Annotated in this window: 20 protein-coding genes; 15 read left to right on the top strand and 5 right to left on the bottom strand. The window is 35.5% G+C overall.

Translation table 11 applies throughout. The features are described 5' to 3' along the window. The 9 genes from WMO18_RS01440 to WMO18_RS01400 all read left to right on the top strand — a co-directional run bounded on the left by WMO18_RS01440 (position 1) and on the right by WMO18_RS01400 (position 7,510). A complete protein-coding gene (locus tag WMO18_RS01440) occupies positions 1-216 on the top strand; it encodes a hypothetical protein (RefSeq protein WP_211147228.1) in 216 nt (71 codons plus the stop codon). After that, a complete protein-coding gene (locus WMO18_RS01435) occupies positions 216-1,352 on the top strand; it encodes a YcjF family protein (RefSeq protein ID WP_211147227.1) in 1,137 nt (378 codons plus the stop codon). The genes WMO18_RS01440 and WMO18_RS01435 overlap by 1 nt, the downstream gene beginning before the upstream one ends. Positions 1,353-1,588: 236 nt before the next feature. Further along, positions 1,589-1,729, top strand: a complete 141-nt coding sequence (locus tag WMO18_RS01430; protein WP_367286243.1) for a hypothetical protein — start codon at positions 1,589-1,591, stop codon at positions 1,727-1,729. Further along, positions 1,730-2,173, top strand: a complete 444-nt coding sequence (locus tag WMO18_RS01425) for an L-2-amino-thiazoline-4-carboxylic acid hydrolase (protein WP_367286242.1) — start codon at positions 1,730-1,732, stop codon at positions 2,171-2,173. A 203-nt stretch (positions 2,174-2,376) separates the two neighbouring features. Further along, the gene (locus tag WMO18_RS01420; RefSeq protein ID WP_022504945.1) at positions 2,377-2,955 is read left to right on the top strand and encodes a TetR/AcrR family transcriptional regulator; all 579 of its coding nucleotides are present in this window, start codon (positions 2,377-2,379) and stop codon (positions 2,953-2,955) included. Between the two features lie 164 nt (positions 2,956-3,119). Further along, complete coding sequence (gene glgB, locus WMO18_RS01415) at positions 3,120-5,318, top strand: 1,4-alpha-glucan branching protein GlgB (protein ID WP_211147225.1); 2,199 nt, start codon at positions 3,120-3,122, stop codon at positions 5,316-5,318. Between the two features lie 216 nt (positions 5,319-5,534). Then, entirely contained in the window at positions 5,535-5,843 is a 309-nt protein-coding gene (locus tag WMO18_RS01410; protein ID WP_211147224.1) for a hypothetical protein, read from the top strand. A gap of 171 nt (positions 5,844-6,014) precedes the next feature. Next, positions 6,015-6,530 (top strand): hypothetical protein, encoded by a 516-nt coding sequence (locus WMO18_RS01405; protein WP_367286241.1) that lies wholly within the window; start codon positions 6,015-6,017, stop codon positions 6,528-6,530. A 125-nt stretch (positions 6,531-6,655) separates the two neighbouring features. Continuing rightward, positions 6,656-7,510 carry a hypothetical protein gene (locus tag WMO18_RS01400; protein ID WP_211147222.1) on the top strand — a complete coding sequence of 285 codons (855 nt, stop codon included), beginning with the start codon at positions 6,656-6,658 and terminating at the stop codon, positions 7,508-7,510. A 91-nt stretch (positions 7,511-7,601) separates the two neighbouring features. Here the strand turns inward: WMO18_RS01400 and ppdK are convergent, their stop codons facing one another. Continuing rightward, positions 7,602-10,232, bottom strand: coding sequence for a pyruvate, phosphate dikinase (ppdK, locus tag WMO18_RS01395; RefSeq protein ID WP_211147221.1), 2,631 nt, complete (start codon positions 10,230-10,232; stop codon positions 7,602-7,604). Positions 10,233-10,525: 293 nt separating this feature from the next. On the opposite strand from ppdK, the gene WMO18_RS01390 reads away from it, so the two are divergent. The 6 genes from WMO18_RS01390 to WMO18_RS01365 all read left to right on the top strand — a co-directional run bounded on the left by WMO18_RS01390 (position 10,526) and on the right by WMO18_RS01365 (position 18,830). Beyond that, positions 10,526-11,272 carry a sugar phosphate nucleotidyltransferase gene (locus WMO18_RS01390; protein WP_211147220.1) on the top strand — a complete coding sequence of 249 codons (747 nt, stop codon included), beginning with the start codon at positions 10,526-10,528 and terminating at the stop codon, positions 11,270-11,272. A gap of 67 nt (positions 11,273-11,339) precedes the next feature. Then, positions 11,340-12,299 (top strand): ribose-phosphate diphosphokinase, encoded by a 960-nt coding sequence (locus tag WMO18_RS01385; protein ID WP_022505985.1) that lies wholly within the window; start codon positions 11,340-11,342, stop codon positions 12,297-12,299. Positions 12,300-12,363: 64 nt separating this feature from the next. Further along, a complete protein-coding gene (gene pth / locus WMO18_RS01380) occupies positions 12,364-12,960 on the top strand; it encodes an aminoacyl-tRNA hydrolase (RefSeq protein ID WP_138156055.1) in 597 nt (198 codons plus the stop codon). Between the two features lie 22 nt (positions 12,961-12,982). Further along, entirely contained in the window at positions 12,983-16,429 is a 3,447-nt protein-coding gene (gene mfd / locus WMO18_RS01375; protein ID WP_211147219.1) for a transcription-repair coupling factor, read from the top strand. A 155-nt stretch (positions 16,430-16,584) separates the two neighbouring features. Then, on the top strand, positions 16,585-17,790 hold the full coding sequence (locus WMO18_RS01370) for a hypothetical protein (RefSeq protein WP_211147218.1): 1,206 nt from the start codon (positions 16,585-16,587) through the stop codon (positions 17,788-17,790). A gap of 41 nt (positions 17,791-17,831) precedes the next feature. Further along, entirely contained in the window at positions 17,832-18,830 is a 999-nt protein-coding gene (locus WMO18_RS01365) for a hypothetical protein (protein ID WP_211147217.1), read from the top strand. Positions 18,831-18,929: 99 nt separating this feature from the next. Here WMO18_RS01365 and WMO18_RS01360 read toward each other — a convergent pair whose 3' ends face one another. The 4 genes from WMO18_RS01360 to WMO18_RS01345 form a co-directional block, all read right to left on the bottom strand. After that, a complete protein-coding gene (locus WMO18_RS01360) occupies positions 18,930-20,813 on the bottom strand; it encodes a glycoside hydrolase family 31 protein (protein WP_211147216.1) in 1,884 nt (627 codons plus the stop codon). 82 nt (positions 20,814-20,895) lie between these two features. Next, positions 20,896-21,519, bottom strand: coding sequence for an NUDIX domain-containing protein (locus tag WMO18_RS01355; protein WP_211147215.1), 624 nt, complete (start codon positions 21,517-21,519; stop codon positions 20,896-20,898). A gap of 71 nt (positions 21,520-21,590) precedes the next feature. Beyond that, entirely contained in the window at positions 21,591-22,808 is a 1,218-nt protein-coding gene (locus WMO18_RS01350; protein ID WP_211147214.1) for an iron-containing alcohol dehydrogenase, read from the bottom strand. A gap of 276 nt (positions 22,809-23,084) precedes the next feature. After that, positions 23,085-23,459 (bottom strand): RidA family protein, encoded by a 375-nt coding sequence (locus WMO18_RS01345; RefSeq protein ID WP_211147213.1) that lies wholly within the window; start codon positions 23,457-23,459, stop codon positions 23,085-23,087. Between the last annotated feature and the right edge of the window lie 11 nt (positions 23,460-23,470).

The raw sequence follows: 23,470 nt of genomic DNA, 5'->3' as shown, positions 1-23,470 counted from the left end.
ATGAAAGATAAAAAGAAAAAAGATAGATATAGCAAAGTGGCGTGGTTTGTTGCCGGTAGTGCATTCACAGTAGCAGGATTCATTTTTATTCCACCACTCATCCAAAAGTATGGAAATAAAGCATATAAAAAATCGTTGAAAAATGATGAAATTGACTTCAATGAAATGGGGCCTGAAATAGTGCCATTTAATGAAGAAACAAAGGAGAAAGAATAATGGCTGGAATTGATGCTGAAAAAATTGCCCAAGAAGCAATTAATGCAATAGCAGAGAAAATCAAGAACCTAAACACACTTAATATAATAGTTGCTGGTAAAACTGGTGTCGGTAAGAGTACCTTGATCAATTCTGTATTCAAGGAGAAACTTGCTGACACTGGAATGGGTAAGCCAGTAACATCGCATATGCGAAAAATCACAAAAAAAGGTGTACCACTTGCAATCTATGATACGAGAGGGTTTGAACTTGGAAAAGAAGTTCAGGCAGAAGTAAAGCAAGAGGTAATGGATACAATCAGTAAAGGGCTTGCTACTCAAGATATAAATAAGGCTATTCACTGTATTTGGTATTGTATCAATACTGCCTCAAATAGAATTGAGCCAGAAGAAATTGAGTGGTTAAGAGAACTCTCAATGGAGAATCAAATCACACAAGTTCCGATTATCGTTGTGCTTACACAATCATTTTCAAAGAAAAAAGCACAGGAAATGAGACAAGTGTTATTGAATGAAAACTTGGATATTATCCAGATAATTCCTGTGCTTGCAGAAGATTATGAGATTGAAGATTTAGGTGTTGCTAAAGCATACGGATTAGATGTGTTAATCAAGGTAATGGGAGAGGTTCTTCCAGATGAGTTGATGGACACACTTCAACATGTTCAGATTGCATGTTTAGAAGAAAAAAAGCGCCGTGCACAGGCAGCAGTAGCAACAGCATCAGTTGCAGCGGCAGGTGAAGGAGCTGCACCTATTCCGTTTTCTGACTGTGCATTACTGATACCTACTCAATTAGGTATGATAGCTTCAATTACAGTAATATTTGGTTTTGATGTAAATAAGAGCGTTATCACTGCACTGTTGTCATCGTCAATTGGTGCGGGTGGTGCAACTTTGTTAGGAAAGACTGTAGTTACTAACTTGTTGAAATTCATACCAGGAGCAGGAACTGTGGTTGGTGGTGTAATATCAGCAGGAACAGCTGGAGTTATTACAGCGGCACTTGGTGAGGCATACATAGGAATTATGGAATTGGTTTTCAAAGGAGACATGAGCATTGATGATCTTGGTAGTAAAAAGGGAAAATATGCTATGTCAACAATGTTCAAAGAACAGCTAAAGATGAAAAAGTAAGAACAATTGAGATATTGCCTTGTTTGATGAACAAGGCAACTCAAGGCTTTAATCGGTTCGACATACCCATTTTTAGGCGAAAATAGGTGTTCCACTATTCTCTTGTACATTGGGTACGAAATGCGTTACTCGTTGGAGAATCGAGCCACATTGAGACAGTATGTTTGATAACAAGATAAAACAAAATCATAAATAGTGTATTTTACTTTATAGAATTAATTTGTGAGGTGTATATAATGAAAATTAAGCAACAAAAGCAGATTAAAGGATATTTAGTTAGAGAATTTGGTGAAGAAAAGGGAACTGAACTTTTTAGTAATGAAGAAAAAATACTGAATGTTCTAATAAAAAACACTCACAATAAAACAGAAAATTAGATGAATACCCTTATCACTACAATACTTCCTCGTATTGCTTTGTATAAGACTTTGTTAAAAGCTGATTTATCCAATGAAGATGTACATAATTATATGCAAAATTATATGATTAATGAAGTAGCAGAGAAGAAACATTCTTCTACTGCAAAAATGGAGCTTGTACCTTTTTTCTATAAGATTTACAGCAGTGTATTTCTTAAGGTTGTGCGTAAAAGTGATTTATGGGTAAGTGAACAAAATTACGGAAAAGATTACTTCGATGTTACAATGAAAAAATGCCTGTGGCATACTGCTTGTGTGGAAAATGATTGTGAAGAACTTTGTCCTTTATTTTGTGATGTTGATGATATTACATACGGTGGACTAAAGAAAATAGGTTTTAAACGAACAAAAACTCTAGGTTATGGTGGAGATTGTTGTGATTTTCATTTTTATAAAAAGTAGTTTACTTTGAATTTTTAACAAGAAATATTGCGTATAATTTTAAATTTAATAATCGAAAAGTCCTTTTATTGTTTAGTCAATGAAAGGATTTTTCTTTTGTAGAATATTATATTTATAAATTATTTAAGAAAATGTTTATTTACTATTGACTTTATACTTACCGTTCGGTAAAATAATAATATACATTATAAGGTTGTGGTATTATGGCTAATGAACAAACACGGCTGAAAATATTACAAGTATCAATAGAATTATTTTATGAAAAAGGCTATGACGCAGTAGGTGTTCAGGAAATTGCTGACAAATGCGAGTTAACCAAACCGGCACTTTATTATCATTTTAAGAACAAGTCCGGTATTCTTGAGGGTATAATGCAACAGTACATTGACCCTGTAGTTGTAAAACTTAGGGAAGTAGTTAACAGTAGCAGTTCCTTTGAAGACAGTCTTCATAATTTTGCTTATTGCTATGTATCAGAAGGTTGCGAGAATTTACACCTTTACCTAATGTTAATGACAATGCAGTATAGCCCACCAATGAGTGAATTTAACAATGCTTTTATTCGCCATTGTACAGAGATAAATAACATTGTAAAGTCGATTTTCATAAATGCCAGAGGTTTACTTGGTAATATGAACGGTAGGGAAAACCAATTTGCAACAACTTTCCTTGGTATGATTGGTTTCCATATGTATGAATATCATTCAGAGAAAGAACCTAAGATGGATAAATCAGCAGTTGATATGATTATTCATCAGTTTCTTCATGGTATTTATTCTTGAATGGAATATTAATTTTGAAAAACATTGCTAATTGTGGAATTTGCACAAAATATGTCGCAAAATTTATATGTAAGTTTTTCAAAATGTATTGAATTATAATAAAAAAATTGATAAAATATACTTATTGAATGTAAGTTGTACACATTGAAGGAGTGTTAATATAAATGGATTACAAATTTAATGATTCTCGTACACCCCTCGAACTATTCCATGCAGGAGATTCTGTTAGAGCCTATGAGTTTATGGGTGCTCATAGAGTTAATTGGGATAATCGTGATGGTGTAGTTTTCAGAGTATGGGCACCAAATGCTCTCTCTGTTTCTGTTGTTGGTAACTTCAACGGTTGGAATAACGATGCTAACTATATGTACAAAATCAGTGAAGCCGGTGTTTGGGAACTTTTCATCGAGGGTATTCAGCAGTACGATATTTATAAATATTGTGTTGAAACACCTTGGAACGAAAGACAACTAAAGTCCGACCCATATGCTTTCCATTCTCAGACAAGACCGGATAATGCATCTATGTTCTATGATTTAAGTGGCTTTGAATGGGAAGATGACCAGTGGATTAAGGACAAGGAGTCATCAAACCACCTAGAAAAGCCAATGAATATTTACGAAATTCATGCAGGTTCTTGGAGAAAGTATATGGACGGTAGTGTATTTAACTATCGCAAACTTGCTGAAGAACTTGTTCCTTATGTAAAGGAAATGGGTTATACTCATGTAGAACTTATGCCTATTACAGAATACCCATTTGACGGTAGCTGGGGTTATCAGGTAACAGGTTACTATGCTCCAACTTCTCGTTATGGTACACCACATGACTTTATGGCATTTGTTGATGAATGTCACAAGGCCGGTATCGGTGTTATCCTTGACTGGGTTCCTGCTCATTTCCCTAAGGATGCTCATGGCTTAGGTCGTTTTGACGGCACAGCTTGTTATGAATATATTGATAGCCGTAAAGGTGAACATAAAGAATGGGGTACATATGTATTCGATTACTCAAGATATGAAGTAATTTCATTCCTAATTTCATCAGCTATGTATTGGGTAGATACTTACCACATTGATGGTATCCGTGTTGATGCAGTTGCTTCAATGCTATACCTTGACTATAATCGTCAAGATGGTGAGTGGGTTCCTAACCAGTATGGTGGCAGGGAACACCTAGAGGCAGTTGCATTTTTACAAAGACTAAATACAGTTATCCATATGTATCACCCTCATACAATGATGATTGCCGAAGAAAGCACATCATGGCCAAAGGTTACAGGTCCAGTTGATGATGGTGGTTTAGGATTTGACTATAAGTGGAATATGGGTTGGATGAACGATATGCTTCATTATATGTCACTTGATCCATTATGGAGACCATTCAACCATGATAACCTTACATTCTCATTTATGTATTGCTTTAGCGAACACTTTATCTTACCAATTTCTCATGATGAGGTTGTTTATGGTAAGGGTTCTCTAATCAATAAAATGCCGGGTGACTATGACCAGAAGTTTGCCGGTGTAAGACTATTCTTAGCTTATATGGCTGCTCATCCGGGTAAAATGCTAACATTTATGGGTTCAGAAATTGGACAGTTTGATGAATGGAACGCAGAAGAAAGTATTCAGTGGAATCTTCTAGAATATGAAAAGCATTGGAGATTAAAGGACTTTGTTTCTAAGCTAAATCATTTCTATATTACAGAAAGACCAATGCACGAAATTGATACTAACTGGGATGGCTTCCAGTGGATTCACCACAACGACTATACTCAGTCAATTATTGCATTCCGTAGAATTGATAAAGACGGCAATAACATTATTTGTGTATTTAACTTCCAGCCAATGCACAGAGTTGATTACAGAATCGGTGTACCATTCTATGGTGTATATGAAGAAGTATTCAATACTGATGATGAAGAATATGGTGGTTACGGTATTACAAATGGTAAGAGAATTATGTGCGAAGAAAAGCCAAGACATGATTCTAATTGGAGTATTGATTTATCAATCCCACCAATGAGTGCTATGTTCTTTAAGTGTGTTGAAAAGTTACCTGAACCTAAGAAAAAAGAAGAAAAGAAGGAAGAAAAGGTAACTAAGAAAGCACCTGCTAAGAAGACTACAACAAAGAAAACAACTAAGACAGCTACAAAAACAACTACAAAGAAAACTACTGCTAAAAAGGCAACAAAGAAAACTGTAAAAGCTACAGAAGAAAAGGTTGAGAAGAAAGCAGTAAAAGCAGAATCTAAGGTTGAAGAAAAGCCAAAGGCTGAAGCTAAAGCTGAACCAAAGGCTCAGGCTAAAACTGAAAAAGTAGCTGAAAAGAAAACAACAAAAACAACTGACAAATAAAGATAAAAAATTATTTGTTTTATATCTCCTCCAAGGGCAGTTTCTTTTATTAGAAACTGCCCTTTACACATTTGTAAAATACTATTGACAGTACCAAAATAATGCGATGTATTAAAAGTGGATTAAATATATGATACCAAAGGGTTTATAAAATTTCGGATAGATTATTATGAAAAAATTTTATTATTATGTTTATCACTTGTATTGGTTGTAATTATGGTAGGTTGTAATAATTTAAAAGGTGGAGAAGATGCATTAAATGTTTTTGATGTTAACAGTAGTAAGGTGCTGATTACCTACAACAACAAAACCACTACTTTAACAGACGATAAGCGAAAAGAATTTGTAAGTCTAATTAAAAGTATCTACAAAGGCACTAATGTAAAAGATGACAGTACTACTAAGTATGATATGAAAATCGACTTTAATAATGAAAATGTAGTCGAAATTTCTACTGCTTTATTCTTAGTTTCAATCTTTGTGTGGAACAAAGGTATTAGTAATTACAAATCAGCAGGTTCATAAATGGTTTTTAGGGAATGGGCAACCATTCCCTTTTTCTTTAGTTGTTTTATATAAATATTTTATTCGAAATTTGTGCAAATAAAATAAAGAAAAAATATAGAATTGTTCACAATTTTGTGTTATTATAATAGGGAAAAATATTTATTTAGAGAGGAAAACGAAATGAAATTTATGAAAAAGATTTTAGCACTATCACTTTGTTTAGTTGCCTTTACAACAATGATGTTGTTTGCAGGTTGTAATGATGAGGATAACTCAAGTAGCGCTCAGGGTGCTTATGTATCTGATGGCGATACAGTTCAGCAGAATACTGATGATGTTGAGAATGCTACAGTATCTCAGCCACAGGTTGATACTGATAAGTTTCCAACAAATTATGAAACTATTGAACAGAAAGTTTACTTTGTTATTGCTTCTCCAAAGACAACTAAGGACGGCAAAACTACAGGTAGTGATGCACTTAAGATTATGTCAACTGCTAACGGTAAGGTCACTGACCAGCTAAATGCTAAGCTAAAGAAAGAAATTACAACTGCAGTTAACAATCAGGTTAATTCAGTAAAATGTACAGATGCTCATATTGAGGAAGACCCTAATAACTCAAAGATGGGACTTTTAACAGTTACTTTTACTTATAAGTCAACAGGTGGGGAAGATAAGAAAATCTTCAATATGTCACTTAACTGATTAAATGATATAGTAAATCAAGGACTATTGTTTATGCAATAGTCCTTTTTTGTCAACATTAATATTTAAGTCCATATTATATATTAGGGTTATTACCCAGAAAATTAAAAATGGAGAATGTATGTATGGCAAATTTTTATAATCAGGCTACATTAGCCTATAATGGAAAAACAGTAAATTCTAATATTACAATCGGTGAAATTGTTGAGAAGATAACTGTTACAAAGACTGCAGTTTTAGATAGATATTATGCAGATAGTGAAATAAACTATGTTATGACAATAAGAAATTCAGGTTCAACTTCAATTAGTAACTTAATCTTAACGGATAATTTAGGTGAGTATGATTATAATGAACTCTCATTAGTACCACTAGAGTATATCCAAGGTGCAATTCTTTATTATGTAAATGGGGTTCTTCAAAATACACCAACAGTTACAGTAGGTCCACCACTAACTATTACCGGAATATCTATTCCGGCAGGTGGTACTGTTATTATTGTATATAAAGTTAGGACAAATCAGTTTGCACCACTTGATCTGGAAAGCTCAATAGAAAATACTGTTTCAGTAATTGGTGATGGCATTAATACACCTATTACTGCAAATGAAACAGTTTTTCCTGAGTCTGAACCAATGCTTTCAATTACAAAGGCACTTACACCAATTGTTGTAGAAAATAACGGTAGAGTAACTTACACATTTACCATTGAGAATAGGGGAAATGTAGCAATAGTCGCAGCTGATAATGTTATTTTGACAGATAAATTTGACCCTATACTTTCTGATATAGAAGTTACATACAATGGAACTCCTTGGACAGAAGGTAATGAATATGAATATAACACTACAACAGGCGAATTTGAAACAAAAGCTGGGGCAATTACAGTTCCTTCTGCTACAACTACAAGGGATGACACGACAGGTGCAGTTAGCATAACACCTGGAGTTTCAACTATTACTGTAAGCGGCACAATATAAAAAAAGAGTATTCGAATGAATACTCAAAATAAATATAAAAATGGGGGCTGTCCATATGGGCAACCCCCTAAAATACTTTTACAAGTAGTGATTAGTTCTTTTCAGCGATTGCAGCCTGAGCAGCAGCAAGTCTTGCGATTGGAACTCTGAATGGTGAGCAAGATACATAATCTAGACCAATCTTATGACAGAACTCAACAGATGTTGGGTCACCACCATGTTCACCACAGATACCGCAGTGCATATCCGGTCTAACTTTCTTACCTAGTTCAACAGCCATTTCCATTAGTTTGCCAACACCTGTCTGGTCTAGCTTTGCAAATGGATCGTTTTCATAAATCTTGTTGTCATAGTAAGAATCTAGGAACTTACCTGCATCGTCTCTTGAGAAACCAAATGTCATCTGTGTTAGGTCGTTAGTACCGAAGCAGAAGAATTCAGCTTCCTTAGCGATTTCGTCAGCTGTTAGAGCAGCTCTTGGGATTTCGATCATTGTACCAACTTCGTACTTTAGATCTGTACCTGCAGCAGCAATTTCAGCGTCAGCTGTTTCAACAACAACTTTCTTTACGAACTTAAGTTCCTTAACATCACCAACTAGTGGGATCATAATTTCAGGAACTAAGTTCCAATCAGGATGAGCCTTAGATACGTTTAGAGCAGCTTTGATAACTGCCTTTGTCTGCATCTTAGCAATTTCAGGATATGTAACTGCTAGACGACAACCACGGTGACCCATCATAGGGTTGAATTCGTGTAGACCGTTGATGATAGCCTTAATCTGATCAACTGTCTTACCCTGAGCCTTAGCTAGAGCTTCAATGTCAGCTTCTTCAGTTGGTACGAATTCGTGTAGAGGAGGATCTAGGAAACGAATAGTAACTGGGTTACCTTCTAGAGCTTCATATAGAGCTTCAAAGTCGCCCTGCTGATATGGCATAATCTTATCTAGAGCCTTTTCTCTTTCTTCAACTGTATCTGCACAGATCATTTCTCTAAATGCAGCAATTCTTGATTCTTCGAAGAACATATGCTCTGTACGGCATAGACCAATACCTTCAGCACCTAGTTCCTTAGCTCTCTTAGCATCTTCAGGTGTATCAGCATTTGTTCTAACCTTTAGAGTTCTGTACTTGTCAGCCCAAGTCATAATTCTACCAAATTCACCGGCAATTGAAGCAGGAACTGTTGGGATGATACCGTCATAAATGTTACCTGTTGAACCGTCAATTGAAATTGGATCGCCTTCGTGGAATTCCTTACCTGCTAGTGTGAATACCTTGTTGTCTTCATCCATATTGATGTCTGAGCAACCGGATACACAGCAAGTACCCATGCCACGAGCAACAACAGCAGCGTGAGATGTCATACCACCACGAACTGTTAGGATACCTTCAGCAGCCTTCATACCTGTGATGTCTTCTGGAGATGTTTCTAGTCTAACTAGAACAACCTTTTCGCCTTTTTCTGCCCAAGCAGTAGCGTCATCAGCTGTGAATACGATCTTACCACAAGCAGCACCCGGAGAAGCACCAAGACCCTTACCCATTGGTGTAGCAGCCTTTAGAGCTGTAGCATCAAACTGTGGGTGAAGTAGTGTGTCTAGGTTACGAGGGTCGATCATTGCAACAGCTTCTTCTTCTGTTCTCATGCCTTCGTCAACTAGGTCACAAGCAATCTTTAGAGCAGCCTGAGCTGTTCTCTTACCGTTTCTTGTCTGTAGCATATATAGCTTACCGTGTTCAACAGTAAATTCCATATCCTGCATATCTCTGTAGTGATCTTCTAGAGTCTTACAAACTGTCTTGAACTGTGCGAAAGCTTCTGGGAACTTCTGTTCCATTTCAGAAATGTGCATTGGTGTACGAACACCTGCAACAACGTCTTCGCCCTGTGCGTTTGTTAGGAATTCACCGAATAGACCCTTAGCACCTGTTGATGGGTCTCTTGTAAATGCAACACCTGTACCACAATCGTCACCCATGTTACCGAATGCCATTGCCTGTACGTTAACTGCAGTACCCCATGAATAAGGGATATCGTTATCTCTTCTATAAACGTTAGCTCTTGGGTTATCCCATGAACGGAATACGGCTTCAATAGCGCCCATTAGCTGTTCCTTAGGATCAGTAGGGAAGTCAACGCCAATCTGCTTCTTGTATTCAGCCTTGAACTGTTCTGCTAGTTCCTGTAGATCTTCAGCAGTTAGTTCAACGTCCTGAGTAACACCCTTCTTGTTCTTCATTTCGTCAATAAGAACTTCAAAGTACTTCTTACCAACTTCCATAACTACGTCAGAATACATCTGAATGAATCTTCTGTAGCAGTCCCATGCCCAACGAGGGTTGTTTGACTTTTCAGCCATAACAGCAACAACATCTTCGTTTAGACCTAGGTTAAGGATTGTATCCATCATACCCGGCATAGAAGCTCTAGCACCTGAACGAACAGAAACTAGTAGTGGGTTTTCCTTATCACCAAACTTCTTACCTGTGATTTCTTCCATCTTGATGATGTATTCCATGATTTCAGCCTGGATTTCATCATTAATCTTTCTGCCATCTTCATAGTACTTTGTACAAGCTTCTGTTGTAATTGTGAAGCCCTGTGGTACTGGTAGGCCTAGACCTGTCATTTCAGCTAGGTTAGCACCCTTACCGCCTAGAAGATTACGCATGTCCTTGTTACCTTCTTTAAAAAGGTACACATACTTGTGACTCATAGTTTGAATCCTCCTGTAAAAGTATAAAATTAACCACTAAGTAATTCACCTGCAGTTTTATTGCAGACTTTCTTAGTCTAGGAATAATTATAACAAAAAAATAAAAAAATAGCCACATTTTTGGAAAAATATTTCTTATAAAAAGTGGAGATTTTTTGTAATGTATATTGTGTAATATGTTAAAAATTTAAGAATTTTTTCAGTTTTTTTGGATTTGTACTTGAAAATTTGAGGAATTGTGGGATAATAGTAGTGTCTTATTATGTGTATAGCATAGAAAGAGAGAGTATATTATGAGTAACTGTGCAATTATTTTGGCAGGTGGCGAAGGTAAAAGAATGAAAAGTAACCTTCCTAAACCAATGTCAGAAGTTTTGGGAAAGCCAATGTTAAGATGGGTTATCGACTCAGTAAAGTCAGCCGGTGTTGATGACATATGTGTAGTAAAAGGCTACAAGAAGGAATGTATTGATGAATTTGTAAGTTCGCTTCCTTTTGAAGTAGAAACTGTTTATCAAGCTGAGCGTCTTGGTACAGGTCATGCAGTAATGATGGCTAAGGATTTTTTGGAAAAGCACAGTGGCAATGTTGTTATTCTAAACGGTGATGCTCCTTTTATGGATGCAAAGACTATTTCCGATGCACTTGCTCTTCATACAGAAAAGGGTAGTGTTGCAACAGTAATTTCAGCTAAAGTTTCTGACCCTACAGGTTACGGTAGAATTGTCAGAGATGAAAACAACAATTTCCTAAAAATTGTTGAGCAGAAAGATTGTAACGAAGAAGAAAAGAAAATTAATGAAATCAACTCAGGTGGTTTTTGGTTTAACTGCGAAAAGTTACTTTCTGTTTTAGGCGAAATTAAAAGTGATAACAATGCTAAGGAATATTATCTTCCTGATGCACTAAAACTTCTATTAGATAAGAATGAAGTTGTTTCAGCATTTGTTTCAAGCAACCCTGATACTGTTTTAGGTGCTAATGACCCTGAACAGTTAAAGGAACTTAACGAAATTGCTAAGAGCAAAGGCTATAAATAAGGTATTAAATTTACTTGTTAAATTTTATATATAAACTAAAAACAAACATAGGTAAGGGGATTAAAAAATGAATTTCAATGGTAAAGACATTAAGATTTTCTCCGGCTCATCTAATAAGGATGTAGCACAGGGAATCGCAGGTTGTCTTGGACTTCCACTTGGAAAAAGCAATTGCTGTACATTCTCTGACGGTGAAATTGCAGTTTCACTTAACGAGTCTGTAAGAGGTTCTGATTGCTTTATTGTACAGTCAACATGTACACCTGTAAATGATAATCTTATGGAAATGCTAATTATGATTGATGCTATGAAGAGAGCTTCTGCCGGTAGAATTACTGCAGTTATGCCTTACTTCGGTTATGCTCGTCAGGACAGAAAAGCAAAGGCTAGAGATCCAATCTCAGCTAAACTTTGTGCAGATATTATTACTGCTGCCGGTGCTGACAGAATCCTAACAATGGATCTTCATGCAAATCAGATTCAGGGCTTCTTCAACATTCCTGTTGACCACCTAATCGGTGCTCCAATTCTTGCAGCACATATGAGAGAAAAGATGGGTACAAACGCAGATGATTATGTTGTTGTTTCCCCAGACCTTGGTTCAGTTACAAGAGCAAGAAACTTTGCAGCTAAAATCGGTTGTGGTCTTGCTATTATTGATAAGAGACGCCAGAAAGCTAATGTTTCTGAAGTTATGAACATTATTGGTGATGCTAAGGGCAAGAGAGTTATCCTAGTTGATGATATGATTGATACAGCCGGTACACTATGTAACGCTGCTGAAGCTATCATCGAAAAGGGTGGTGCTGTTGATGTTACTGCTTGTGCAACTCACGCAGTTCTATCAGGTCCTGCTATTGACAGAATTAAGAAGAGTCCTATTAAGGAAGTTGTTCTTCTTGATACAGTGCCTATCCCAGAAGACAAGATGCTTGATAAGTTCACTATTCTTCCTGTTGCTCCTGTATTTGCAGAAGCTATTGAAAGAATTTATTCTGACAAGCCTGTTTCTCCAATCAACTCATAATTGATAATTATTTTAACTTTTTAAGGGGTGCTCTTTAGTGCCCCTTTATTTTTTAGGTGATAAAATGTTTGGTAAAAAGAAATTTAGTTCTTCTATTGAATATATGGTTGTTGGTCTTGGTAATCCGGACAAAAAGTACGAGAATACCCGTCACAACACAGGCTTTATCTGTCTTGATAAAATCGCAGAAAAGTTTTCTTGTGATGTAAACCGTATTAAGTACAAGTCACTTGTAGGTGAATGTACTATTGACGGTAAAAAGGTTTTACTAATGAAACCACAGACATATATGAATAATAGTGGTCAAGCTGTTGTAGAGGCTATGAATTTCTACAAAATCCCCCCTGAGAATGTGATATTAATATTTGATGATATATCCCTTGATGTTGGAAAGATGAGAATACGCCGAAAAGGTAGCCACGGTGGACAAAATGGTGTTAAGAACATTATTTATCTAAGTGGTAAAGATACTTTCCCTCGCATAAAGGTAGGTATAGGAAAGAAACCTCATCCAGACTATGATTTGGCTGCTTGGGTTCTTTCAAAATTTACAGGTGACGAAATTAAACTGATTGATAAAATGGCCGATAATTGTTGTGAGGCTATTAAGTACATTATTGACGGTAATGTTGATAAGGCAATGAATTTGTTTAATTCCTAACCTAATAATATGCAGGTGAATAATGGAATTTTTATTTGATTGTGTTGCACAGTTAAAGAATTTTCAAAAACTAAATTCTTATGCAAAGTTAAAAGGTGCAGTTGCAGTAACAGCACTTAATTCAGGTTTTAAATCAAATATCATAGGAACGCTCTGTCATTATAACGATGCCAGAGCTTTTTGTGTTGCCGGTGATGAAAAGGAAGCACAAGTATTTTGTAATGACCTATGTATGATGGGTTACAAGGCTTGTGTATATCCTCAAAGAGACTTTAATTTTAGAGAAGTTAGTGGTATTTCCAGGGAATACGAACACCAAAGGTTAAAGGTTCTTACAAAACTTTTAACAGGTGAATGTGATATTGTGGTAGGTACAATTGATGCATTACTTCAATATACTATTCCACCGGAAATATTAAAAAAAGCTACACTTCACTTAAAACAAGGTCAGCAAATCTCTACAGAACAATGTGTAGAGGCTCTTAATTTGCTTGGTTATGAGCGTACAGATATGGTTGAGGGTACAGGTCAATTTGCACTGAGAGGTGGTATTCTTGATTTATTTGTACCGGATAGCGAAAACCCTGTTCGTGTAGAATTTTGGGGTGATGAAATCGACTCTATCAACCATTTTGATATTCTTACCCAAAGAAGATTTGACAAGGTGGATAGTATTTTACTTTCCCCATCAAATGAAATTCTTGTGGAAAACAAAGCAGAACTTTCTGAAAAAATAGTTAAGAAAGCTAATTTACTAAGAAGTGAAAAAACTGAAAAAGCAAAGGAAACTCTCTATAGAGAGGCTGAAAATATTGCCAATGGTGTAAACCTAACTATCCTTGATAAGTACATTTCTTTAGTATATAAGAAACCTGCAACTGTCCTTGACTATGTTGATGAAGAAGATTTTATCTTTATCAGTGAACACACTAATATTTCTGATAGAGTAAAGTCTATGGAATTTCAGTATAAAGAGGATATGAAAGAATACTTTGAAGATGGTATTCTTTGCAGAGGTCTTGATAAGTTCTCAATGGACTATAAGGAATTTTTGGAAATTGTAAACACCAGACATACAATTTTTATGGATAACTTTACCAGTGGTCATTTTGATTTACCTTTAAGTGATATTGTTTCATTTAATGTAAAGCAAGTTGCACCATGGAATGGTTTATTAACTGTACTTTGTGAAGATTTAAATGAATTCTTTAAGGAAAGAACTACTGTTGCAATTCTTGCAGGTACAGAAAAGTCAGGTAGAAATCTTACAGAAGAATTAAAAGAAAAAGGTTTTAAAGCACAGTTTGTAACAGACTTAAAGAAAGCTGAACAAGGTAACATTTATGTTATGGAAGGTGCTTTGTCAACAGGTTTTGAACTATTACAAACTGACTTCCACTTAATAACATATGGTCAGTCAGTGCAAAAGCCTAAAAGAAAAGTACAGCGAAAAAAGCAAGGTCAAGAAATTTATTCTTTATCAGAATTAAACAATGGTGATTATGTAGTTCATTCAACTCATGGTATAGGTATCTTTAGTGGTATTCATAACCTAGAAGTACAAGGTGTAAAGAAAGACTATATCAAAATCACTTATGCAAAAGGTGATGTACTTTATGTACCGGTAACTCAGCTTGATTTGGTAGCAAAGTACATTGGTCCTAGGGATAATGAACATGTAAAGTTATCTAAACTAGGTGGCAGTGAATGGCAGAAAGCAAAGACCAGAGTTCGTTCAGCAGTAAAGGATATGGCTAAGGAACTTTCTAAGCTGTATACAGAGCGAATGAAAGCTAAGGGCTATGCTTTTTCACCTGACGGTGAGTGGCAAAGGGACTTTGAAGCCAAGTTTATGTATGATGAAACACCTGACCAATTGCGATGTACTGATGAAATCAAAGGTGATATGGAACGACTTGCTCCAATGGATAGACTACTTTGTGGTGATGTTGGTTTTGGTAAAACTGAAGTTGCATTGAGAGCAGCCTTTAAGTGTGTTTGTGACAGTAAACAATGTGCAATTCTTTGTCCAACAACAATCCTTGCATGGCAACATTATCAGACTATTATCAATAGATTTGACGGTTATCCGGTAAGAATTGAACTGCTAAGTAGATTTAGAACTGCAAAACAACAGAAAGAAATTGTTGAAAAGCTAAAGCGTGGTGAAGTTGATATTGTAGTGGGTACTCATAGACTGGTACAAAAGGATGTTACTTTCCACGACTTAGGACTTGCAATTATTGATGAAGAACAAAGATTTGGTGTTGCTCATAAAGAGAGATTTAAAGAAATTTGTAAGAATGTTGATGTACTAACTTTGTCAGCTACACCTATTCCACGAACACTTAATATGGCTATGAGTGGTATTCGTGATATGTCTGTATTGGAAGAAGCACCAACCAACAGACAACCGGTACAAACCTATGTACTTGAGCATGAACCTGCAATTCTCCACGAAGCAATTAGAAGAGAACTAAGGCGTGGGGGACAGGTTTTCTATCTTCATAACAATACAGAAAGTATCAACGCAAAGGCAGTTGCAATTTCAGAAGCAATACCGGAAGCTAAAATTGCAGTTGCTCATGGTAAAATGTCTGAACATGAATTGTCTGATATTTGGGCAAGAATGTTGAACCAAGAAATCAATGTGCTTGTATGTACAACAATTATTGAAACAGGTATTGACTTACCAAATGCAAATACCTTAATTATTGAAAATGCAGATAATATGGGACTTTCTCAACTTCATCAGTTAAGAGGTAGAGTTGGCAGAAGTAGCCGTAGAGCTTATGCATACTTTACATTTAACCCTCATAAGGTGCTTTCTGATATTAGCCAAAGAAGACTTAATGCAATTAGAGAGTTTACTGAGTTTGGTAGTGGTTACAAGATTGCAATGCGTGATCTTGAACTTAGAGGTGCAGGTAATATCCTAAGTGGTCAACAACATGGTCATATGGAGGATGTTGGTTACGATATGTACCTAAAGCTACTTAATGAAGCAGTTAAGGAAGAAAAGGGAGAGATTAAACCAACTGATACAAATGAATGTACTGTTGATATTCAGATGGATGCCCATATTCCTGAAAGCTATATTGAAAGTCTATCTCTAAGACTTGATGCTTATAAACGAATAGCAGATATAAAAACTCCTGATGACTATGATGATGTAGTTGATGAACTTTGTGACAGATATGGTGATATGCCACAATCTGTAATTGGTCTTTGTGATATTGCATTAACAAGGAACAAAGCAAAAGAATGTGGTATCTATGATATTAAGCAAAGTGAAAGCAATATTATATTGAAAGTAAACGATTTGAAAAATCCGGAACTTTATAAATTAATAGGCAATGCTAACGGCAAAGCTATATTAACACCATCAGAAAACCCATATATTACACTTAAAGTTGACAAGAACAAAAACGGTCTTAGTTCTTTAACAGAATTATTCTGGGAGAAATAATAGACAAATTCCTACATAAAAGTACAAAAATAAAGAAAAAATCGTTGATTTTATGAATTTTTAGTGTTTTTTATGGACTTTTTGATTGAATTATTGTATAATACAACTTATGTTATATTATTATGTTATCTTATCCTAAAGGCAGGTATAATCAAATGAATTTTAAGAATATTAAAAAAGTAATGGCTGGTACAGTTGCAGGTGCAATTATGGTATCAGCAGCAGCTTGTACTCCAATCAGTACAAAGGCTCAATGGTCTTACAAAGAAGGCAAAAATGAAAAGGCAATTGGTGTTTATATTTTTGCTCTTTTCAATGCTTATAACCAGGCTAAGACTTATGCTGAGAAAGCAGATGGTTACAAGAAAGACGAAAGTTTCCTTGATTTAAAGATTAAGGATGATGACGGTAAGGAAGCAGTAGCTTCTGATTGGATTAAGGATAAAGCTGATTTAACTCTTAGAGAAGCTCTTTATCTTGACAGTAAGCTAGATAGTCTAAATGCTACAGTTGATGAAGCATCTTATGCTGAACAGGCTGAAAAGGACTGGACACTGGGTTATATGGCTGAGTATTACTCACAGATGGGTTACTCAACAACACCGGAACAGGATATTCTGGAACCTTATGGTATTTCTAAGGAAAGCTATCAGGAACTACAGTACAATATGTCCGGTAAACAGCAGAAGTTATTTGATTTAATGTATGGTAAGGGTGGTTCAGAAGAAGTTCCTGACTCAGACCTACAGAAGTTCTTTGATGACAACTACACATACTACACATACTTTACAGTACCTCTATCAGAAACAACAACTGATAAATCAGGTCAGCAGACATCAAAGGCTTATGATTCTAAGAAGCAGAAGCAGTTAACATCTGATGCAGAATCTTATGCTAAGGCTATTAACAACGGTTCAACAATGGAAGATCAGTGTACAAAGTATCTAAAGGCTACAAAGAGTTCTTCAAAGGCTAGTGATACAGTTCAAAAGGGTTGTGAACTACTTGATAAGGACAACCTAAGTTCTTCTTCAATTGGTGAAGATGTAGCTAAGAAGCTTGTTGATATGAAAGTTAACGAAGCTAAGGCTGTTACAATCGGTAAAGATGATTCCAAGACAATTTATGTTATCCAGAAGCAAAACACTAAGGATGGCGAAAAGGAATATCTAACTAAGGATGATTCTACTAGGAAGAATGTTCTTCAAAAAATGAAGAATGATGATTACAACAAATTCCTACAGAAAGAAGCTAAGGCACTTAAGTGTGAAGTAAACGAATCTGTAGTTAATAAGTATGACCCTGATATGTTCTGGGAAAAGCCAGAAGAGACAAGCACAACAACAACTTCTTCTAAGTAAGATTTGTTAAACAATTTTCTAACAGTACGGAGCTACTTTTTATGATTAATAGATTAAAGAAATTTATCTGTATATGTGGAGTTTGCGTATTGTCAATTACTACTCTTTCATTTGCAACAGTAGCAAATGCTGAGGACTATGTTGACAATAATCAAGAAGCAGTCTATACAACTGCACCGGCAGTAGTAAATACAGAACCGATTTATACTCAGTCACAGGAACCGGCCAATAATGTTGATACATATACATATGCTCAGGATTATACTGAAGCACCGGTAGTTGATAATTACAGTAACGATACTAACACTAATTATGATGGTAATGCTGGTAGTTACAATTTCTATGACGATAACGGTGAAGTTTCAGACGGTAGTAGTGATACAAATTCTGATACTAATACTGATACAGATACTAACACTAATACCGATAAAAATGCTGATGCCGGAGAAACAACAACTCCAACATACAAAAATGTTAAAGACATTGATGATACTGAGTTAAAAGATAGCGACTGGGATAAAATCTCAAAAGAATTATCTAAAAATAAATCAAAAGGTAAAAGCTCAAGCCCATTTGACTATATTAAAAATAGTGAAAAGGCTACTGGTTGGGATGCTTTCATTAATAATCTTAATTGGGCATCAACTCTTGCATTAGTTTCATTTGCATTAGCTTTAATCTGTATTGTAATTTTCGTAATCTTTACAATTAAGAAAATAAGAAACAAGAGAAAAGGTTTACCTAATGTAAAAGTTAAATCTAACAAATCTGATGTTAGTGGTTCTCATGCAATTATTGAAGATGATGAAGAAGATAACTTTGATGAAATTTCTTCCAATACAAATGCAGAACCTGAAGAAACACAGAATATTTCTTCTCATGCAAAGTCAGCTCACGGTGGTGCTGAGGACTACGGTGATGATTATGATGAAGAAGATTTTAAAGATGTTCATTATGTAAAACCTGCTGATAAGCCAAAGAAGAAAAAACTAAAGCAGGATACATCAGAAATCATTATTCCAAATAAATATAAAAGATAAAATTAAGGCACTGTTTTCAGTGCCTTTTTTGTTATAATTCTGTGCATAAAAATAAGCTGAGTTTGATTTTACAAACTCAGCTTTTGTTATTAATAGTAATTAACCTTCTAGATATTCTACAATTGTTGTGTCAAGATTGTCAACATTTTTACCTGTGTTGCATAGTGGGATTTTCTTGCCTTTTCGTACAAATAGAGGTACTTCATTTAGTGCAACATTTACAAAGTGAACACCTTTTTCAAGTTTCTCTTTATGTACAACCTTGTTGCCTGAAAGCTTGTAGAATGTCATTTCTTCAGGTAGATATACTGTTCTGCCTGATTTGTTCTGTTCGTAAACAGGTGCAATCATAGCTTCATCACCAAGAAGAACCTGGTCATCAGTTTCCTTAGATAGTGCATCCTTATATTCAAATGCAAGTGGCTTAAACATCATTTCATTGTTTTCAGCACATTTCTTAGCTAGGTCATATAGGTAAGGAATAAGTCTGTATCTAACTTCAATAACATCCTTAAATTCCTTGTTATTGCTAAATGCATATGCTTCCTGATTTCTTGTACCAATAGCAGAGTGGTTTCTAAATAGTGGAGTAAATACAGATAATTGCATCCATCTGATTACAAGTTCTCTACTTGCATTACCATTAAAACCACCACAGTCAGCACCTGTATAAATGTAACCACACATATTTAGTGATGGTAACATTCTTAGGTTAAGTAGGATGTGACTCCACCAAGATGTGTTGTCACCTGTCCAAATACCACCGTATCTATGTGAGCCAATGCATGATGCTCTGGAGAATAGGAGAGTATCCTTTGGCAAACATTCACCAACACCTCTTGTCATCATATAACCATATAGGTTATGAACATCATAGTGGCTGTATTTGCCATCTAGGTGGTGCATATTCTTGTAGTCATCAATACTGTTAGATAGCTTAGAGAACTGATCTCTGTATTCAAAGAAGTCCCAACAACCTAGGTCTTCACCGTTATACTGCTTAACAAAGTCAACTGCTTTCTTAAAGCCTTCCATTGAGAAGAATAGAGCAGGTTCATTCATATCAATCCAGAAACCCTCAATACCCTTGTTAGTTAGTGTATGGAACTTGTCACCAAACCACTTTCTTGTGTCAGCCTTTAGATAATCTGGGAAACAACAAATACCGGGCCATACTGCTGCCTTAAAGTCATCACCGTTTCTATCCTTGCAGAAGTAGTTGTTCTTTACACCTTCTTCATAAACATCAAAGCCATCTTCACATCTAACACCTGCATCAATAATAGGAATTAGTCTAATGCCCTTTTCCTTTAATTCTGCTACATAACTTTCGAAGTTAGGGAATGCCTTGTCATCAATTGTAAAGTCCTTGTAGTGGTCCATATAGTCAATGTCAAGGATAACAGAATCAAGTGGAATATCTGCCTTTTCATAACCATCTACAACTGCATCTACCTGTTCTTTGTTAGCATAGCTCCATCTGCTTTGCTGATAACCAAATGCCCACATTGGAGGCATATAACTTTGACCGATTAGTTCTCTAAAGTTCTTAACAACTTCAAGTTCATTTTCACCGTTAATTACATAGAAGTCAGCGTCTTTACCTTCCAGTGAAATTGTAATTTCATCTTCAACAGTAAAGCCCATATCGTAGTGAACAGTACCCGGAAAATCAATAAAGTAACCAACTGTTGTTTCACCACTAATAATGAAGAAGTTGTGTGCACCGTATAGTGCTTCCTTTTCTTCTGTGTGGCAAGGGTCATCTGAACAGAATGAACGATACTTTCTGCCTCTTTTGTTAATACCACCCATTTGTTCACCAAGACCATAAATGGCATCACTATCATTTAGTGACATAGAGATAAATAGGTTATCTTCTTTTAAAGAAATATAGTCAGGGCTTTCCTTCTCAATTGGCAAATCAATTACAGTAGAGTCTGTACAGAATGGTTCGCCAAATCTGTATTTTTTAATATTCATATAAAATCTCCTAATCCTTTCTTATTATCATAAAGATTATAACATAAAGATTTCATTTTTCAAGGTATTTAAACAAAAAATATTAACAAATTATGAACCCTATTTTTGTAAGTCCTTTACAAATTATTTCACCATGGTCAAATGCCAATCCATCATTGCTAATAATTTTAAAGTCAGCACTATTTTTTGTAACACCTTTAGTTATATTTTTTTCAAGTTTTATATTAATAATTTCATTTTCATCCTTGTTGCTTAAAACTAATTTAACCTTATCATCACTGTCATTAATCTTAATATCAAACCACTTTGCATCTTTTGCATCGTCACCGGCTATAGGCTTAATCTTGTTTTTATCAACAATAGCAAGGAATGAATCTGTCATTGTCCAACTTCTTGGGTCACGGTTTGGGGAAGAGAACACACCGATTTCTTCGATAGGTATATCTTTAATAGAAGTTTCTTCATAAAGTTCCCGTTTTGCAGTATCAAAGATTGTTTCATCACTTTCAGCAAATCCACCGGGTAATGCCCAATGGTCAAGAAATGGATGACCACCTCTTTTTATCAGTAATACTTGAACTTTATTTTCTTTTATAGAAAATAAAACAATATCAGCAGTTACAGATGGTTTAGGGTAGTCCTTAGCTTTGTAATTTTGTAAAAATTCCTCTAGTGTAAATCCCTTATCATCAACAGTTCTTTTCATAACAATTACCATCCTTTCAAGAAAAAAGGCTATTACAATAGTAATAGCCTTTTATAGTATGTGTTATAAAATTAGAAATCTACTTCTGTATCATAATAACAGCACTTGAGAAGTTTTTCCATTTCTTCCTGTGTAGGAATACGAGGATTAGAACCTGTACAAGCATCAGCAATAGCATTCTTTGCAATTTCAGGTAGTCTTTCTAGGAATACATCTTCAGGTACAAAGCCCTGTTCTGTTGGATATGAGTCAGGACCATAGTTCTTGATGCAATGAGGAATATTTAGTTCATCATTCATACCTCTTAGATGGTCAATAAGTAGAGAAATCTTTTCATCAAGTGAGTCACCACCAAGGTGCATAAAGTCAGCAATCTGACCGTATCTTTCAGCAGCTGTTTCATTCTTTGCATTAAATGCAATAACCTTTGGTAGATACATAGCATTAGCAGCACCATGGATAATATGTGCACCATAGTCAGCAAAAGCAGCACCTGTCTTATGTGCCATTGAGTGAACAATACCTAGTAGAGCATTTGAGAATGCCATACCTGCAAGACACTGAGCATTGTGCATATTGTCTCTCTTTTCCATATCACCATTGTAAGAACCGATTAGGTCGCTCTGAATCATCTTAATTGCGTGTAGAGCAAGAGGGTCTGTGTAGTCACAGTTAGCAGTAGAAACATATGCTTCAATAGCATGTGTCATAGCGTCCATACCTGTATGAGCAACCAGCTTCTTAGGCATTGTTTCTGCTAGGTCAGGGTCAACAATAGCTACATCAGGTGTAATTTCAAAGTCAGCAATAGGATACTTAATACCCTTTGAGTAGTCTGTAATAATTGAGAATGCTGTAACTTCTGTAGCAGTACCTGATGTTGAAGAAATAGCACAGAAATGTGCTTTCTTTCTTAGACTAGGAATACCGAATACCTTGCACATATCTTCAAAACTAATGTCAGGATATTCATACTTAATCCACATTGCTTTTGCAGCATCAATTGGTGAGCCACCACCCATTGCAACAATCCAGTCAGGTTCAAAGTCAAGCATAGCCTGAGCACCCTTCATAACAGTTTCAACTGATGGGTCAGGTTCGATACCTTCAAATAGCTTAACTTCCATACCTGCTTCTTCTAGGTAAGAAACTGCCTTGTCTAGGAAACCAAAGCGTTTCATACTACCGCCACCTACGCATACGATAGCTTTCTTACCTTTAAAATCTTTTAGTGCTTCAAGAGCTCCTTTGCCGTGATAAAGATCTCTTGGAAGAGTAAATCTTGCCATTTTAATTACCTCCATTTATATTAAATATAATTTCTTACTTTGTCATAATTGATATTCTTAACAATTATTTATTAACATTATAGAACCTTTTGTTTAAAATATCAAGACCTATATACAAATTTTATAAATTTTTTTCTTACACTTTACAATTCTATGTAATAAATATCAATTATATGATAAGGATATATCTTTAATTTGATAAGGTATAATCTATATTTAACAAAAGAAAAACTGCCTACCGTTACGGTAGACAGCTATGTGAATAGAGATTAATTATTATAGTTCAGCAATAACTTCAACTTCAACCAAAACATCCTTAGGTAACTGTTTTGCAGCGACACAAGAACGAGCCGGTTTTTCAGTAAAGTATTCACCGTAAATACCGTTGAAAGCACCGAAGTCTTCCATATTCTTTAGGAAACATACAGTCTTAACAACTTTGTCTATGGAAGTACCTGCTTCTTCAAGAACAGCCTTTAGGTTCTTACAAACCTGATGAGTTTGTTCTTCAATAGTAGTAGCTTCTACATTACCACTGGCTGGGTTAATAGCAATCTGACCGGAAGTAAATACTAGGTTGCCTGTCTTAACTGCTTGTGAATATGGGCCAATAGCATCAGGTGCATTTTTTGTGTAAACTTTTTCACTCATTTTGATTACTC

The sequence above is a fragment of the Ruminococcoides intestinihominis genome (genome assembly GCF_040096285.1).
Classification (GTDB): domain Bacteria; phylum Bacillota; class Clostridia; order Oscillospirales; family Acutalibacteraceae; genus Ruminococcoides; species Ruminococcoides intestinihominis.
This window is presented reverse-complemented; position numbering and strand designations above follow the sequence as displayed.

Excerpts from the sequence above, each read along its gene's own strand:
- WMO18_RS01440 (WP_211147228.1), top strand. The coding sequence starts at position 1 with ATGAAAGATAAAAAGAAAAAAGATAGATATAGCAAAGTGGCGTGGTTT.
- WMO18_RS01435 (WP_211147227.1), top strand. The coding sequence starts at position 216 with ATGGCTGGAATTGATGCTGAAAAAATTGCCCAAGAAGCAATTAATGCA.
- WMO18_RS01430 (WP_367286243.1), top strand. The coding sequence starts at position 1,589 with ATGAAAATTAAGCAACAAAAGCAGATTAAAGGATATTTAGTTAGAGAA.
- WMO18_RS01425 (WP_367286242.1), top strand. The coding sequence starts at position 1,730 with ATGAATACCCTTATCACTACAATACTTCCTCGTATTGCTTTGTATAAG.
- WMO18_RS01420 (WP_022504945.1), top strand. The coding sequence starts at position 2,377 with ATGGCTAATGAACAAACACGGCTGAAAATATTACAAGTATCAATAGAA.
- glgB (WP_211147225.1), top strand. The coding sequence starts at position 3,120 with ATGGATTACAAATTTAATGATTCTCGTACACCCCTCGAACTATTCCAT.
- WMO18_RS01410 (WP_211147224.1), top strand. The coding sequence starts at position 5,535 with ATGGTAGGTTGTAATAATTTAAAAGGTGGAGAAGATGCATTAAATGTT.
- WMO18_RS01405 (WP_367286241.1), top strand. The coding sequence starts at position 6,015 with ATGAAAAAGATTTTAGCACTATCACTTTGTTTAGTTGCCTTTACAACA.
- WMO18_RS01400 (WP_211147222.1), top strand. The coding sequence starts at position 6,656 with ATGGCAAATTTTTATAATCAGGCTACATTAGCCTATAATGGAAAAACA.
- ppdK (WP_211147221.1), bottom strand. The coding sequence starts at position 10,232 with ATGAGTCACAAGTATGTGTACCTTTTTAAAGAAGGTAACAAGGACATG.
- WMO18_RS01390 (WP_211147220.1), top strand. The coding sequence starts at position 10,526 with ATGAGTAACTGTGCAATTATTTTGGCAGGTGGCGAAGGTAAAAGAATG.
- WMO18_RS01385 (WP_022505985.1), top strand. The coding sequence starts at position 11,340 with ATGAATTTCAATGGTAAAGACATTAAGATTTTCTCCGGCTCATCTAAT.
- pth (WP_138156055.1), top strand. The coding sequence starts at position 12,364 with ATGTTTGGTAAAAAGAAATTTAGTTCTTCTATTGAATATATGGTTGTT.
- mfd (WP_211147219.1), top strand. The coding sequence starts at position 12,983 with ATGGAATTTTTATTTGATTGTGTTGCACAGTTAAAGAATTTTCAAAAA.
- WMO18_RS01370 (WP_211147218.1), top strand. The coding sequence starts at position 16,585 with ATGAATTTTAAGAATATTAAAAAAGTAATGGCTGGTACAGTTGCAGGT.
- WMO18_RS01365 (WP_211147217.1), top strand. The coding sequence starts at position 17,832 with ATGATTAATAGATTAAAGAAATTTATCTGTATATGTGGAGTTTGCGTA.
- WMO18_RS01360 (WP_211147216.1), bottom strand. The coding sequence starts at position 20,813 with ATGAATATTAAAAAATACAGATTTGGCGAACCATTCTGTACAGACTCT.
- WMO18_RS01355 (WP_211147215.1), bottom strand. The coding sequence starts at position 21,519 with ATGAAAAGAACTGTTGATGATAAGGGATTTACACTAGAGGAATTTTTA.
- WMO18_RS01350 (WP_211147214.1), bottom strand. The coding sequence starts at position 22,808 with ATGGCAAGATTTACTCTTCCAAGAGATCTTTATCACGGCAAAGGAGCT.
- WMO18_RS01345 (WP_211147213.1), bottom strand. The coding sequence starts at position 23,459 with ATGAGTGAAAAAGTTTACACAAAAAATGCACCTGATGCTATTGGCCCA.